The 14,368-nt window shown below is 45.1% G+C and carries 12 protein-coding genes; 11 read left to right on the top strand and 1 reads right to left on the bottom strand.

Features of this window, described 5'->3' with window-relative positions; genetic code table 11:
* The first annotated feature begins 110 nt into the window (after window positions 1-110).
* From pfkA to ACH6C1_RS11135, 3 genes are all read left to right on the top strand, one after another.
* Window positions 111-1,070 (top strand): 6-phosphofructokinase, encoded by a 960-nt coding sequence (gene pfkA, locus ACH6C1_RS11145; protein ID WP_095222160.1) that lies wholly within the window; start codon window positions 111-113, stop codon window positions 1,068-1,070.
* Between the two features lie 33 nt (window positions 1,071-1,103).
* Window positions 1,104-2,864, top strand: coding sequence for a pyruvate kinase (pyk, locus tag ACH6C1_RS11140; protein ID WP_374077057.1), 1,761 nt, complete (start codon window positions 1,104-1,106; stop codon window positions 2,862-2,864).
* A 100-nt stretch (window positions 2,865-2,964) separates the two neighbouring features.
* Window positions 2,965-3,357: an FxsA family protein gene (locus tag ACH6C1_RS11135; protein ID WP_374077055.1), complete on the top strand. Its 393-nt coding sequence runs from the start codon at window positions 2,965-2,967 to the stop codon at window positions 3,355-3,357.
* On the opposite strand, the gene ytvI is transcribed toward ACH6C1_RS11135, so the two are convergent.
* Complete coding sequence (gene ytvI, locus ACH6C1_RS11130) at window positions 3,354-4,472, bottom strand: sporulation integral membrane protein YtvI (RefSeq protein ID WP_366247379.1); 1,119 nt, start codon at window positions 4,470-4,472, stop codon at window positions 3,354-3,356. The two genes, ACH6C1_RS11135 and ytvI, sit on opposite strands and share 4 nt — an antisense overlap.
* A gap of 49 nt (window positions 4,473-4,521) precedes the next feature.
* Here ytvI and ACH6C1_RS11125 point away from each other — a divergent pair, with 49 nt between their 5' ends.
* From ACH6C1_RS11125 to mutM, 8 genes are all read left to right on the top strand, one after another.
* Window positions 4,522-4,986 carry a DUF441 domain-containing protein gene (locus ACH6C1_RS11125; protein ID WP_374077053.1) on the top strand — a complete coding sequence of 155 codons (465 nt, stop codon included), beginning with the start codon at window positions 4,522-4,524 and terminating at the stop codon, window positions 4,984-4,986.
* Window positions 4,987-5,159: 173 nt separating this feature from the next.
* The gene (gene citZ, locus ACH6C1_RS11120) at window positions 5,160-6,278 is read left to right on the top strand and encodes a citrate synthase (RefSeq protein ID WP_374077051.1); all 1,119 of its coding nucleotides are present in this window, start codon (window positions 5,160-5,162) and stop codon (window positions 6,276-6,278) included.
* Between the two features lie 73 nt (window positions 6,279-6,351).
* Window positions 6,352-7,623 carry an NADP-dependent isocitrate dehydrogenase gene (icd, locus tag ACH6C1_RS11115; protein WP_374077049.1) on the top strand — a complete coding sequence of 424 codons (1,272 nt, stop codon included), beginning with the start codon at window positions 6,352-6,354 and terminating at the stop codon, window positions 7,621-7,623.
* A gap of 21 nt (window positions 7,624-7,644) precedes the next feature.
* Window positions 7,645-8,583 carry a malate dehydrogenase gene (gene mdh, locus ACH6C1_RS11110; protein ID WP_374077047.1) on the top strand — a complete coding sequence of 313 codons (939 nt, stop codon included), beginning with the start codon at window positions 7,645-7,647 and terminating at the stop codon, window positions 8,581-8,583.
* Window positions 8,584-8,715: 132 nt separating this feature from the next.
* Window positions 8,716-9,411 (top strand): response regulator transcription factor, encoded by a 696-nt coding sequence (locus ACH6C1_RS11105; protein WP_095222174.1) that lies wholly within the window; start codon window positions 8,716-8,718, stop codon window positions 9,409-9,411.
* Window positions 9,411-10,784: a two-component system histidine kinase PnpS gene (pnpS, locus tag ACH6C1_RS11100; RefSeq protein WP_095222176.1), complete on the top strand. Its 1,374-nt coding sequence runs from the start codon at window positions 9,411-9,413 to the stop codon at window positions 10,782-10,784. Before ACH6C1_RS11105 ends, pnpS begins: the two co-directional genes overlap by 1 nt.
* 91 nt (window positions 10,785-10,875) lie before the next feature.
* On the top strand, window positions 10,876-13,512 hold the full coding sequence (gene polA / locus ACH6C1_RS11095) for a DNA polymerase I (protein ID WP_374077044.1): 2,637 nt from the start codon (window positions 10,876-10,878) through the stop codon (window positions 13,510-13,512).
* Window positions 13,513-13,533: 21 nt separating this feature from the next.
* Entirely contained in the window at window positions 13,534-14,358 is an 825-nt protein-coding gene (gene mutM, locus ACH6C1_RS11090) for a DNA-formamidopyrimidine glycosylase (RefSeq protein ID WP_374077042.1), read from the top strand.
* Window positions 14,359-14,368: the final 10 nt, after the last annotated feature.

The raw sequence follows: 14,368 nt of genomic DNA, 5'->3' as shown, positions 1-14,368 counted from the left end.
ACTTTTTTTAATAAGAAAATTATATGTTTTTATTTGATAATAAGCTGGATAAGGATTATCTTTGAGAGGGTATAAAAGTTCTATAATCGAAATTGCTTAGAGGTGAGCGCATGAAAAAGATAGGTGTTCTAACAAGCGGAGGAGATTCTCCAGGCATGAACGCGGCAATCCGTTCTGTAGTAAGAAAGGCTATTTATCATGATTTGGAAGTGTATGGTATATATAACGGCTATCAGGGTTTGATTGATGGAAATATCAAACAACTGGATCTTGGATCAGTCGGCGATATCATTCAGCGCGGCGGTACGGTGCTCCATACGGCACGCTGTGAAGCATTCAAGACAGATGAAGGACAGAATAAAGGTATCGAGCAGCTGAAGCGTTTTGGCATCGAGGGACTTGTTGTCATTGGCGGTGACGGTTCATTCCGTGGAGCAGAGAAGCTGACGCAAAAAGGTTATCCATGCATTGGTGTACCAGGAACGATCGATAACGATATTCCAGGTACAGACTTTACCATTGGTTTTGATACAGCACTAAACACAGTTATCGAAGCAATTGATAAAGTGCGCGATACTGCTACGAGCCACGAGCGCACGTACGTAGTCGAGGTAATGGGGCGTCATGCAGGCGATATTGCCCTGTGGGCAGGTCTTGCTGATGGAGCTGAAAGTATTCTCATTCCAGAACAGCCAACAGACTTCAATGACGTAATCGAGCGTCTGAAGCGCGGTCAGGAACGCGGAAAGAAACATAGTATCATCATCGTTGCAGAAGGAGTCGGCAGTGGTTTTGAGTTCGGCAAACGCATCGAGGAAGCAACGAATATGGATACACGAGTAACTATTTTGGGCCATGTGCAAAGGGGCGGATCGCCTACAGCGAATGATCGCGTGCTTGCAAGCCGTCTAGGCGCACACGCTGTTGATCTTCTGCTTGAAGGCAAATCCGGACGCATGGTAGGAATTCAAAATAATAAACTTGTAGATCATGACATTCTGGAAATTTTAGACCAGAGACACGAAATCGATCTGGATATGTATAAGCTATCCCAGGAATTATCGATTTAATAGATGTTGCACTACTGAAGGAGGATTCTCATAATGAGAAAAACAAAAATCGTATGTACAATTGGACCAGCTTCTGAGTCCGTAGAAACACTAGTTCAGCTAATCGAAGAAGGCATGAATGTTGCACGCCTTAACTTCTCTCACGGAGATTTCGAGGAGCATGGCGCCCGTATCAAGAATATCCGCGAAGCATCAAAACGCACTGGCAAAACAGTAGCTATCCTTTTGGATACAAAGGGACCTGAAATTCGTACTGGTGTTCTGCAAGGCGGCGAAGCGAACATCGAAAAAGGCGACGAAATCTTTGTCAGCATGACTGAGCTGGAAGGTACTAAAGAGAGATTCTCCGTAACGTATCCGGGCTTGATCAATGATGTTCATGTCGGCTCGAAGTTTCTATTGGATGACGGCTTGATCGAATTGGAAGTACTGGACATCGATAAAGCGAATAATGAAATCAAAACAAAAGCATTGAACTCCGGATTGCTTAAAAACAAAAAAGGTGTCAATGTGCCAGGTGTCAGCGTGAATCTTCCGGGTATTACAGACAAAGATGCAAGCGACATCCAGTTCGGTATCGAACAAGGCATTGATTTCATCGCTGCTTCCTTCGTAAGACGCCCATCTGATGTATTGGAGATCCGCGAATTGCTTGAGAAGCATGAAGCTGGTCATATCCAAATCATCCCGAAAATCGAAAACCAGGAAGGCTTTGACAACCTGGATTCCATTTTGCAGGTGAGTGACGGCCTAATGGTTGCACGTGGTGACCTTGGCGTTGAAATCCCGGCAGAAGATGTACCATTGGCACAAAAAGAGATGATCAAGCAATGTAACATCGCTGGTAAACCAGTTATCACTGCAACACAGATGCTGGACAGCATGCAGCGCAATCCGCGTCCGACACGTGCAGAGGCATCTGACGTTGCGAATGCGATTTTTGATGGCACAGATGCAATCATGCTTTCTGGTGAAACAGCTGCTGGTAACTACCCTGTCGAGGCTGTTCGCACGATGAACAATATCGCTCGCAAAGCAGAGACTGCACTTGACCATAAAGCGATTCTCGATGATCGTTCCAAAGCAAGTGATATGACAATTACAGATGCAATCAGCCAATCTGTTGGCCATACTGCCATCAACTTGAGTGTCAGCGCAATCGTTACAGCTACTTCAAGCGGTTATACTGCTAAGATGATATCCAAGTATCGTCCAAAAGCTCCTATCGTAGCAGTTACATTCGATGAAGCGACAAACCGCAGACTGGCACTTGTATGGGGTGTACAAGCAGTTACAGGTGAACGTGTGGAATCCACGGATGATATGCTTGATCTTGCAGTGGATACAGGATTATCTACTGAATTGTTCAAGCGTGGAGACCGTATCATCATCGCTGCAGGTGTACCTGTGGGAGAAACTGGTACAACCAACTTGATGAAAGTACATGTTATCGGTGATATCCTTGCAAAAGGTCAAGGAATCGGAAAAGGCAGTGTCTACGGCAAAGCTATCGTTGCAAAGGATGCAGAAGAAGCGCAGCGTCTTCTTCTGCCAGGAGATATTCTCGTAACGTACGGAACAGACAAAGACATGATGCCAGCCATTGAGAAAGCTGGCGGTCTTATTGTAGAAGAAGGCGGTTTGACATCCCACGCAGCGGTTGTCGGCTTGAGCCTAGGTATCCCGGTCGTAGTTGGTGTAGCGGAAGCAACAACAAAAATCTCCAATGGCGCACTTGTAACAGTTGATGCAGCCAAAGGTGATATTTACGACGGTCATGCAAGTGTTCTTTAAGATATAAGTGAGACTAGGAGAGGGGATGAGACCCTCTCCTTTTTTCATTTTAAAAGGCTGTGGTACACTTGAATCATTCTAAGTTAATGGAGCGTTGTCTATGAAAAAAGCGTTACTTTTCCTTTTCATCTTGTTCCCGGCCATTGAAATAACATTTTTCATCTGGGCAGGTATGGAAATCGGTTTTCTATGGCTTTTCCTTCTTATCGTGGCAACAGGTCTGCTTGGAGTAGCTTTGGCACGCCGCGAAGGAATCCAAACATATAGGAGGGCAAGGGAGCAAATGCAAAAAGGCCAGCCGCCGACAGATGAAGTTCTTAACGGTATTTGCATTCTGATTGGTGGATTCCTTTTACTGCTTCCCGGCTTTTTCAGTGATTTTATAGGTATTTTATTTTTATTGCCATTTACCCGAAAAAGACTTCGGTACTGGGTGCAGGCGCTGCTCATGCGACTTATAGCGAAAAATACGATTCGTGTTTATCGCCGTTAAGTCTGGTTGCCAGATTTTATATATTGCCAGAGGACACGCAGAACACCAGTATGATAAAGCGTATGGAGGATGACTAACAGTACCGGGCCCGCAAGCAGGCCGATAAAGCCCAACAGCTGGAATCCGGCAAAGACAGCAATCAATGTAGCGAGTGGATTGAGCCCGATCTGGACCGATAATAGATTGGGTTCCATCAGCTGCCGCTGCAGCACAATTACAAGATAAAGCACAGCCAGTCCGATCGTCAAAGAGAAATTGCCGCTCAAAAAGCTGTACAGAATCCAAGGTACGAAGACAATTCCTGTTCCAAGGTAAGGCACAATATCAACCAGTGAAATGAAAAAAGCCGTAGCAATCGGATGCTCAATGCGAAGTACAGCAAAACCGATACACATGATCACGAATGTTAAACTCAAGAGCAAAGCCTGTGCTTTCAGGAATCCGAAGCATGCTTTTTTAAGTCCTTTGCCTACTTGTTTGGCGGAAGAGAGCAATAGTGAAGGTAGAAATCTATTTAAAAATGCAGAGATTTTTTCCCAGTCCTTACAGATGAAAAAGGTGCCTAGCAAGGCAAAAATACAAACACTTATATAGAGAGGTGCCTTGCCGAGCAACATAGGAACAGCCTCCAGTGCAACCTGAATGCCTTCTCCAAGTGTTGCAGACAGATGCTGAATGACTGCTTGCAGATTCTCATCAAGTGCCTTTTGCTGATCAGGATTCAATTCCTGTTGAAAAGACATCAATCGCTCATAATATGGCACAATATAAAGCTCCGCCAGTTTTTGTACATAACCTATAAAATCAGTGAAATGCACGGGTACAGTCTTAGCCAGATAAGCTGCACCTTGGGCAATTTCATTTACTGCCAACGCAAGGCCAGCAAGGCAGAAACCTAAAAATATCAATAGAATAAGTGCAACTGCCGCTGTCCTGTTCAAGGCTGTCTTCCGTTCGATCAGACGTACTGCCGGGTTCATCAGAATAGCAAGGATGACGGAAATGATAAATGGATATACATAAGGAGCGGCCAGCAGAATGAGAGCGATACTGCCCGCTATCGATCCAAGGACGATACATAATCGCAGCAACTGGTGAAGTGTTGTCATTTGCATGAGCTCACATCCTTTCATTTTCGAGTGAAATAAGTTTGGAGGAAAAATTTTGTTAAACACATCATCATTATTTTTAGTAATCATTCTTATATTAGGAATCATCGGAAAAAATCAATCCATCACGATTGCCGCATATGTCCTGCTCGGCATTAAGATACTGCAGCTGGATGACAAGGTGTTCCCTTTTTTAGCTTCCAAAGGGTTAAGTATCGGAATCACCGTCCTTACAATTGCAGTACTTGTCCCAATTGCAAGCGGAGAAATTGGGTTCAAAGATTTATATGCAAGTGTGAAATCATATTATGCCTGGGTAGCATTGGCAGCTGGGATTCTTGTTGCGGTTTTAGGTAAATACGGCGTCAACCTCATGTCTTCAGATCCGCAGGTGACAGTGGCGCTTGTAATCGGCACAATCCTTGCTGTTGTGCTATTAAACGGTGTCGCGGTAGGTCCGCTGATAGGTGCGGGAATCGCTTATATGGTATTTCAGATTGTCGGACTATTTACTAAATAACGAAAAATTGATATTATTCCAATAATAAAGAAAACAAAAAAATTAAAACGTTTTCATTTCACAAATAGTTATATTATGTTTATAATGAAAGTGCTTCACTCAAATATCTAGCAACTTGAAGTTTTTATTACACATGTTATGGATTTGACTTTTACTAAAGGGGAGAGATTAACATGGCAGTAGTTAAGGGGCTTGAAGGTGTTGTAGCGGCAGAATCAAAGATCAGCTCGATTATCGACGATCAACTGACTTATGCTGGCTATAGCATCGATGATCTTGCTAGTAATTCCAGTTTCGAGGAAGTAATTTATTTATTATGGCATGATGAGCTGCCGACTGAGGAGCAGCTTGCACAGCTAAAAGGGGAATTGGCTGCGCAAGCTAAGCTTCCAGAACCGGTTATCGATCACTTGAAATCCTGTGATTTGAAAGCGGTTCATCCAATGGCTGCACTTCGCACTGCTGTTTCACTGCTTGGTTTGTACGATGAGGATGCAGAAGTGAATACACCAGAAGCGAACGCTAAGAAGGCAATCCGTCTTCAGGCACAGATTGCAACATTAGTTGCTACTTTTTCCCGTATCCGTTCCGGTCAGGAACCAGTAACACCGCGGGAAGATTACAGCTATGCTGCGAATTTCCTGTATATGTTCAACGGGAAGGAACCAAGTGCCATTGAGATTGAAGCGATGAATAAGGCACTTGTGCTTCACGCTGACCATGAATTGAATGCATCTACATTTACTGCACGTGTATGTGTCGGTACATTGTCTGATATGTATTCAGGTCTTACAGCAGCAATTGGTGCATTGAAAGGCCCGCTTCATGGAGGAGCAAACGAGGCAGTTATGGAGATGTTGTTCGACATTGGTGAAATTGACAATGTAGAACCGTATCTTGAAAAGAAATTTGCAAACAAAGAGAAGATCATGGGTATGGGGCACCGTGTCTATAAATCTGGTGATCCGCGTGCAAAATTCCTGAAAGAAATGTCCCGTGAACTGACAGAGATATCCGGTCAGACAAAATGGTATGAAATGAGCGTAAAAGTAGAAGACATCGTCAAGCGGGAGAAAAACCTTCCGGCAAACGTTGATTTCTATTCTGCTACATGCTATTACAGCTTGGGAATCGATCATGATCTTTATACACCGATCTTCACAGTGAGCCGTTTCTCAGGATGGATCGCACATATCCTCGAACAGTATGCAGACAACCGTCTGATCCGTCCGCGGGCAGAATATGTCGGGGAAACACATCGTACGTATACACCATTAGAAGAAAGAGTCTAATATTTTTACAACCATAGAGGAAAATATTTGCTAAACTGATAGAGTATCAGATTTTATTTAGGAGGAATCGAACATGGCTGAAGCAAACAAAATCACAGTAACAAACGGAGCGCTGCAAGTACCAGACCGTCCGGTCATCCCTTTCATCGAAGGAGATGGAACAGGTCCTGATATTTGGGCTGCCGCAAGCCGTGTACTCGAGGCTGCTGTAGATAAGGCTTACAAAGGCGAGAAGTCCATTGAGTGGAAAGAAGTTTATGCAGGTCAGAAAGCATTCGATAAGACAGGCGAATGGCTCCCGGAAGAAACACTTGATGTAATCCGCGAATATAAGATTGCCATCAAGGGTCCATTGACAACGCCGGTTGGCGGCGGTATCCGTTCATTGAACGTAGCGCTAAGACAAGAGCTTGATTTGTTTACTTGCTTACGTCCGGTCCGCTACTTTAAAGGTGTTCCTTCACCAGTGAAGAGGCCTGAGGATACGGATATGGTCATTTTCCGCGAGAATACGGAAGATATCTATGCTGGTATCGAATGGCAGAAGGGTTCACCGGAAGTGAAAAAAGTCATCGATTTCCTTGAGAATGAAATGGGAGTACATAATATTCGCTTCCCTGAAACATCTGGTATCGGCATTAAGCCTGTATCGGAAGAAGGAACGCAGCGACTGGTGCGCGCAGCAATTGACTACGCAATCCAAGAAAACAGAAAAAGTGTGACACTGGTTCATAAAGGCAACATCATGAAATTCACCGAAGGAGCCTTCAAGAACTGGGGTTATGAACTTGCTGAAGCTGAATACGGCGACAAAGTATTCACATGGCAGCAGTATGATAAGATTGCCGAAGACCAAGGCCGTGAAGCTGCCGACAAAGCACAGCAGGAAGCAGAAGCAGCTGGTAAGATTGTTATCAAAGATGCGATTGCAGATATCTTCCTTCAGCAGATCCTGACTCGCCCTGCGGAATTTGATGTAGTAGCGACGATGAACCTGAATGGAGATTACATTTCTGATGCTCTTGCTGCACAAGTTGGCGGTATCGGTATCGCTCCAGGAGCGAATATCAACTACGAAACAGGTCACGCCATCTTTGAAGCGACTCATGGTACAGCACCGAAGTACGCTGGCCTGGATAAAGTGAACCCATCTTCTGTCATCCTTTCCGGAGTGCTATTGCTTGAGCACCTTGGCTGGAGAGAAGCAGCTGATTTAATCACAAAAGCTATGGACAAGACGATTGCTTCCAAAGTTGTCACATATGATTTCGCACGCTTGATGGATGGGGCAACAGAAGTGAAGACGTCCGAGTTCGGTGATGAATTGATCAAAAATATGGACTAATGTGTCGAAGGAGGAAACATCATGGCAATCAAACGCAGAAAAGTATCCGTAATCGGTAGTGGTTTTACAGGAGCTACAACAGCATTCCTGATCGCACAGAAAGAGCTTGCGGATGTCGTACTAGTCGACATTCCGGACATGGAGGATCCAACCAAGGGTAAAGCCTTGGATATGCTGGAGGCATCTCCGGTGCAGGGCTTCGATGCACACGTGAAAGGCACTTCAGACTATGCTGACACGAAGGATTCCGATGTGGTTGTCATCACTGCGGGTATCGCTCGTAAGCCTGGAATGAGCCGCGATGATCTTGTGAACACAAACAGCAAGATCATGAAATCTGTTACTGAACAAGTTGTGAAGTATTCTCCGGAAAGCATCATTGTCGTATTGACCAACCCGGTTGATGCAATGACATACACAGTATACAAAACATCCGGTTTCCCGCGTAATCGTGTAATCGGGCAGTCCGGTGTCCTTGATACAGCTCGTTTCCGTACATTTGTAGCGGAAGAGCTTAACCTTTCCATCAAGGATATCACTGGCTTTGTTCTTGGCGGACATGGAGACGACATGGTCCCGCTTATCCGTTATTCCTATGCTGGCGGAATTCCGCTTGAGACATTGATTCCGGAAGATCGCCTCAATGCGATTGTGGAACGTACACGAAAAGGCGGCGGTGAAATCGTCAATCTGCTCGGTAACGGCAGTGCGTATTACGCACCGGCGGCATCCCTGCTCGTGATGGTAGAAGCTATCCTGAAAGATCAGCGCCGTGTTATTCCTTCCATTGCTTATCTGGAAGGTGAATATGGCTACAACGATCTATTCCTTGGCGTTCCGACAATCATCGGCGGCAATGGCTTGGAGGACATCATCCAGCTGGAGCTGACAGATGACGAAAAATCACAGCTTGATAAATCCGTTGAATCTGTACGTAAAGTCATGACTGTGTTGCAATAAATTTAGAAAACCTATCCTACTTTTAGGATAGGTTTTTTTATATTTACAAACTCTTAACAGAGAAAGCGAATTGGCATGGTTCACTTTACAGTTGGAAAACGGTATGATGTTGCATAGAGGGGGCTAGTATCCATGGCACAAAAAGTACTTATTGTTGATGATGAAGAATCCATCGTAACTTTATTGCAATTCAATATAGAAAGAGCTGGGTTCGAAACGGAAACAGCCTTCGATGGCTTAACAGGACTGCAGAAGGCGCTGCAGAATACATATGATATGATCGTGCTCGATCTGATGCTTCCGGAGCTGGATGGAACAGAAGTGTGCAAGCAGCTGCGGCAGAAGCAGATTGATACGCCGATTCTTATGCTGACTGCTCGGGATGAGGAGTTGGACAAGGTTCTTGGTCTTGAGCTAGGCGCGGATGATTATCTGACAAAGCCTTTCAGCCCGAAAGAGGTAGTTGCACGGATCAAAGCTATTTTACGACGCACGAATAAAAGTGATAATTATATGGAAAGCGGCGAAATCAAGATTGCAGGCTTGTCCATTTTCCCAGATCAATACGAAGCGTCCATAAATGGAGAATCCTTGAGCTTCACCCGCAAGGAATTTGAACTTTTACTCTATCTTTCAAAAAATAAGGGGCGTGTCATGTCACGAGATCAGCTGCTGAGCTCTGTCTGGAATTATGACTTCGTCGGAGATACGCGTATCGTGGATGTACATATCAGTCATTTGCGCGAAAAAATTGAACCTGATTCCAAACATCCTGTCTATATCAAGACGATTCGCGGCTTGGGCTATAAGATGGAGGAGCCGCAATAATGCGTCGCAGTTCTTATGGGATTGCCGTTTATGGATCGCTCATCCTGCTGATCTTTGCGGCAATCGGTTTTATCCTTATGCAAATCACTTCTGAGTGGTTTATTCTTTGGAGCGCCCTGCTGATCGGTGCAGCATTGATCATTTCGGTGCTATATCGACTGCAGGAACGCTATATCAAGCCTGTTTCTATGACTGCTGAGGTGGCAGAGGAGCTGGTGAAAGGAAATTATAAGGCAAGGAATTACGAGAATTTCTATGGAGATGCCGGACGCTTGATTCGCTCCGTGAACCAGATTGCGCGCAATCTGCATGAGCTCGAGCTCTTGGAGAAGATGCAGGAAGATCAGCTTGAAACGGTGATCGATAACATGGAAAGCGGTCTGATGCTAGTCGATGAACGCGGATATGTGCATCTGGTCAACAGGAAGTTCCTTTCCGTATTCGGAGGCAAGGACAAGGATTATATCGGTCACGTATATCATGACACCATATCCCAAACCAATATCCATCATGTTGTTTCGGAGGCCTTTCTTTATGAAGAGAAGGTTCGTGATGCTTTCACACTGCAGCGCGAAAAGGAAAAGCGCTTCTTCGAGATTGTCGCTGCACCTATATTCAATGACTCCTACGATCTGAAGGGCGCTGTACTCGTTTTTTACGAGATTACAGATTTGAAGCGTGTGGAGGAGATGCGGAAGGATTTCGTGGCCAATGTGTCGCATGAACTGAAAACGCCGCTCACATCCATCCGTGGTTTTTCCGAAACATTGCTTGAAGAAGGGGCTTTGGATGATAAGGAGCTCACAGAGCGCTTTATTACGATTATCAACAATGAAAGTCAGCGCCTTCAGGCATTGGTGAAGGATTTACTAGAGCTTTCCCGTCTGGAGAAAGAAGAACTGCAGATGCGGATGGAGAGGCTCGACTTTAGCAGTATGGTTGATACCATCATGCCTATGATAGATCAGCATGCAGCCAATAAGAATATCGAAGTGGAACTGGAGCTTCCTGGCAGTGTTATCATGCGCGGAGACGAAGACCGCCTGAAGCAGCTTGTCATCAATTTACTGAATAATGCTGTGAACTATACACCGTCAAATGGCAAGGTGAAGCTGAAGGTAACACAATCGAATGATGCTGTGTTTGCCGAGATAACAGATACTGGTATTGGAATTCCGGAAGATTCACTAGATCGAGTTTTCGAGCGTTTTTACCGCGTCGATAAAGCTCGCAGCCGAAATACTGGCGGAACCGGACTAGGTCTCGCAATCGTCAAGCATGTTGTCGAGGCGCATGGCGGAACGATAACAGTAAGCAGTGAAGTGAATAAAGGAACTACTTTTTCTATTCGATTACCAAAGGCTCTTGGTTAAGATCGTCCACTGGACGATCTTTTTTGTTTCAGCAAGGAAACATGGTAAACTAATGAAAAGAGACAGGAACGATGATAAAGGAGTTTGATGTATGACGAATAAATTGGTATTGATCGATGGAAACAGCATCGCTTATCGTGCGTTTTTTGCACTGCCGCTGTTGAATAATGATAAAGGTATCCATACAAATGCTATCTATGGATTCACTACAATGCTTTTCCGTATTTTAGAGAATGAAAAACCGACGCATTTGCTAGTAGCCTTTGATGCTGGGAAGACGACTTTCCGTCATGAAACGTATAAAGAATACAAAGGCGGCCGTCAGAAGACACCATCTGAATTATCGGAGCAATTCCCGCTGCTGCGTGAATTGCTGGATGCATTCTCTATTAAGCATTATCAGCTGAATCAATATGAGGCGGATGATATCATCGGTACATTGACTAAGCAAGCAGAAGCGGAAGATTACGAGATTAAAGTCATTTCCGGGGACAAGGATTTATTGCAGCTTGTCAGTGATAAGACGACTATTCAGCTTACAAGAAAAGGTATCAGTGAAATTGATTCCTATACACCGGACTTTTTATTGGAAAACATGGAGGTCACACCTGATCAGATTATCGATATGAAAGCGCTCATGGGAGATAGCTCCGACAATATACCAGGAGTTCCCGGTGTTGGTCAAAAGACTGCTGTCAAATTGCTGAAGCAGTTCCAAACGCTCGATCGTATTTACGAACAGCTGGATGATGTATCAGGTAAAAGCATCAAGCAGAAGCTGACGGATAATAAAGAATCGGCATTCATGAGCCGGGAGCTCGCAACTATTGAAACGAAAGCGCCAATTGAAGTGAGTCTTGAAGAAATTAATTATGATGGATTTCAGCCTGCAGCAGTAAGTACGATATTTAAAGATCTCGGCTTCCAGTCGCTGCTTGGGAGACTCGGTGAAGAAGGTGCACCAGAGGAAGTATCGCAAGAGCTGGCGCCGTTGGATGTAACAATCGTGGATAACATCACGGAGGACCTGTTCACTGGAGAAGATGCACTCGTCGTCGAGATGCTGACTGATAATTATCATACAGCTCAAATCGAAGGCTTTGGTCTTGCTAATGCAAATGGAGCTTATTTCATTCCTTCAGATGTTGCGTACGAATCGGATGTGTTCAAAGCGTGGGCGGAGGACAGTACAAAAGCAAAATGGGTTTTTGATGTCAAACGCTCTGTCGTAGCATTGCTGCATCATGGTATTACGATGGAAAATGCTGATTTTGACTTGTTATTGGCGTCTTACTTGATCAATCCATCTGAAAATCATCACGACATTCCAGCAATCGGGCATCGTTTAGGTAAAAAAGATGTCTTATATGATGAAGAAGTATACGGAAAAGGCGCGAAGATGAAGGTCCCGAACTTGGAAGCCTTTAGTGAGCATCTTGCCAGAAAAGCGATGGTCATATACCAGCTTAAGCCAGAGGCAGAAGCAAAGCTGTCGGAGAACGAGCAGCTTGAATTATTCCGTAACTTAGAACTGCCGCTTGCCACCATCCTCGGAGAAATGGAATACCTAGGTGTGCAGGTCGATGTAGAGCGTATCAAAGAAATGAAAGAAGAACTAGGCGGCAGATTATCGGAAATCGAACAAAAAGTGTACGAGCTTGCTGGCGAAGAATTCAATCTCAATTCACCGAAACAGCTGGGACCGATTCTTTTTGAAAAGCTAGGCTTACCGGTTATCAAGAAAACAAAGACAGGATATTCCACATCTGCAGATGTACTGGAACAGCTTGCGGATCAGCATGAGATCATTCAGCAGCTGCTTTTGTACCGCCAATTAGGAAAGCTTCAGTCTACGTACATTGAAGGGCTTTTGAAAGTAGTGGATAAAGACACGAACAAGATCCATACTCGTTTCAATCAAGCCTTGACGCAGACAGGCCGCTTGAGCTCAACGGAGCCGAACCTGCAGAACATACCGATCCGTCTGGAGGAAGGCCGTAAGATCAGACAGGCCTTTGTTCCGTCCAAGGAGAATTCCGTTATCTTTGCAGCAGACTATTCTCAGATTGAGCTCCGGGTTTTAGCGCATATCGCCCAAGATGAAAAATTGATCGAGGCATTCAATGAAGATATGGATATCCACAGCAGGACAGCAATGGACGTTTTCCATGTCGAAGAGAAAGATATTACCAGCAACATGCGCCGGCAAGCAAAGGCAGTCAATTTTGGTATCGTCTATGGAATCAGTGATTACGGGTTATCCCAAAGTCTCGGTATTACACGTAAGGAAGCGCAGCAGTTCATCGACCGCTATCTCAAGAGCTTCCCTGGTGTAAAAACGTATATGGAAGATATCGTCCAGGATGCCAAACAGAAAGGCTTTGTAACGACGCTCATGAATCGCAGGCGCTATCTGCCGGATCTGACCAGCCGGAACTTCAATGTGCGGAGCTTTGCTGAACGGACAGCGATGAATACTCCGATCCAGGGCAGTGCAGCTGATATCATCAAGAAGGCGATGATTGATTTGGCAGAACGCCTCGAAGCGGAACAGATGGAAGCGAAGCTTTTGCTTTCGGTGCACGATGAGCTGATTCTGGAAGCACCAGAATCGGAACTAGAGAAATTAAAAGAAGTTGTACCTGATGTCATGGAACACGCTGTGGAGCTGGATGTACCGCTGAAAGTGGAATACGCATACGGCAAAACATGGTACGACGCGAAATAAGCACGGAAAGAAGGACAAGGAATGCCGGAATTACCAGAGGTAGAAACAGCAAGAAGGACATTGGAACAGCTCGTCGTCGGCAAGACGATTAAAGATATCACGGTCCGCTGGCATAAAATCATTAAATTCGATGAAGGCGTGGAAGCCTTCATCGAGCGGCTGAAAGGGCAGACGTTTCGTTCAATAGGACGAAAAGGAAAGTTTCTCCTGTTTTACTTGGATGGGGATGTACTTGTGTCCCATTTGCGGATGGAAGGAAAGTTCTCTGTCAAGCCCGAAGAAGAGCCTTCCGACAAGCATACCCACGTTATCTTCCAGCTGACGAATGGCGAACAGCTGCGTTATAACGATGTCCGCAAATTCGGTACGATGCACCTGTTCACTGAGGGGCAGGAAAATGATACGCCTCCGCTTACCTTGGTTGGACCAGAGCCTTTTGATGAAAGCTTCACATTGGATTATTTCAAGGAAAAGGTACAGCGAAGCAGCAGGATGATCAAGAATATTTTGCTGGATCAGACGGTAGTTGCTGGTCTGGGTAATATTTATGTTGATGAGACATTGTTTAAAGCAGGAGTACACCCAGAGCGACGAGGCAGTTCAATGCAAGACATGGAATTGGTTCGTATTCAGCAAGCAGCCGCTGAGACATTGCTGGAAGCAGTCGAAAAAGGCGGCAGCACTATCCGCAGCTATGTGAACAGCCAAGGGAAGATCGGGACGTTCCAGCAGCAGCTGCTCGTATATGGCCAGAACGGCACACCATGCCCGAATTGCGGAAGGGAAATCATCAAGATTAAAGTAGGCGGAAGAGGCACACATATCTGCACTTCCTGTCAGAAGTGAAGGAGGGCTT

The sequence above is a fragment of the Terribacillus sp. JSM ZJ617 genome (assembly GCF_044383785.1).
In the GTDB taxonomy this organism is placed as follows: domain Bacteria; phylum Bacillota; class Bacilli; order Bacillales; family Amphibacillaceae; genus Terribacillus.
Note: the sequence above shows the minus strand (reverse complement) of the source record. Positions and strands in the feature narration are given on the sequence as shown.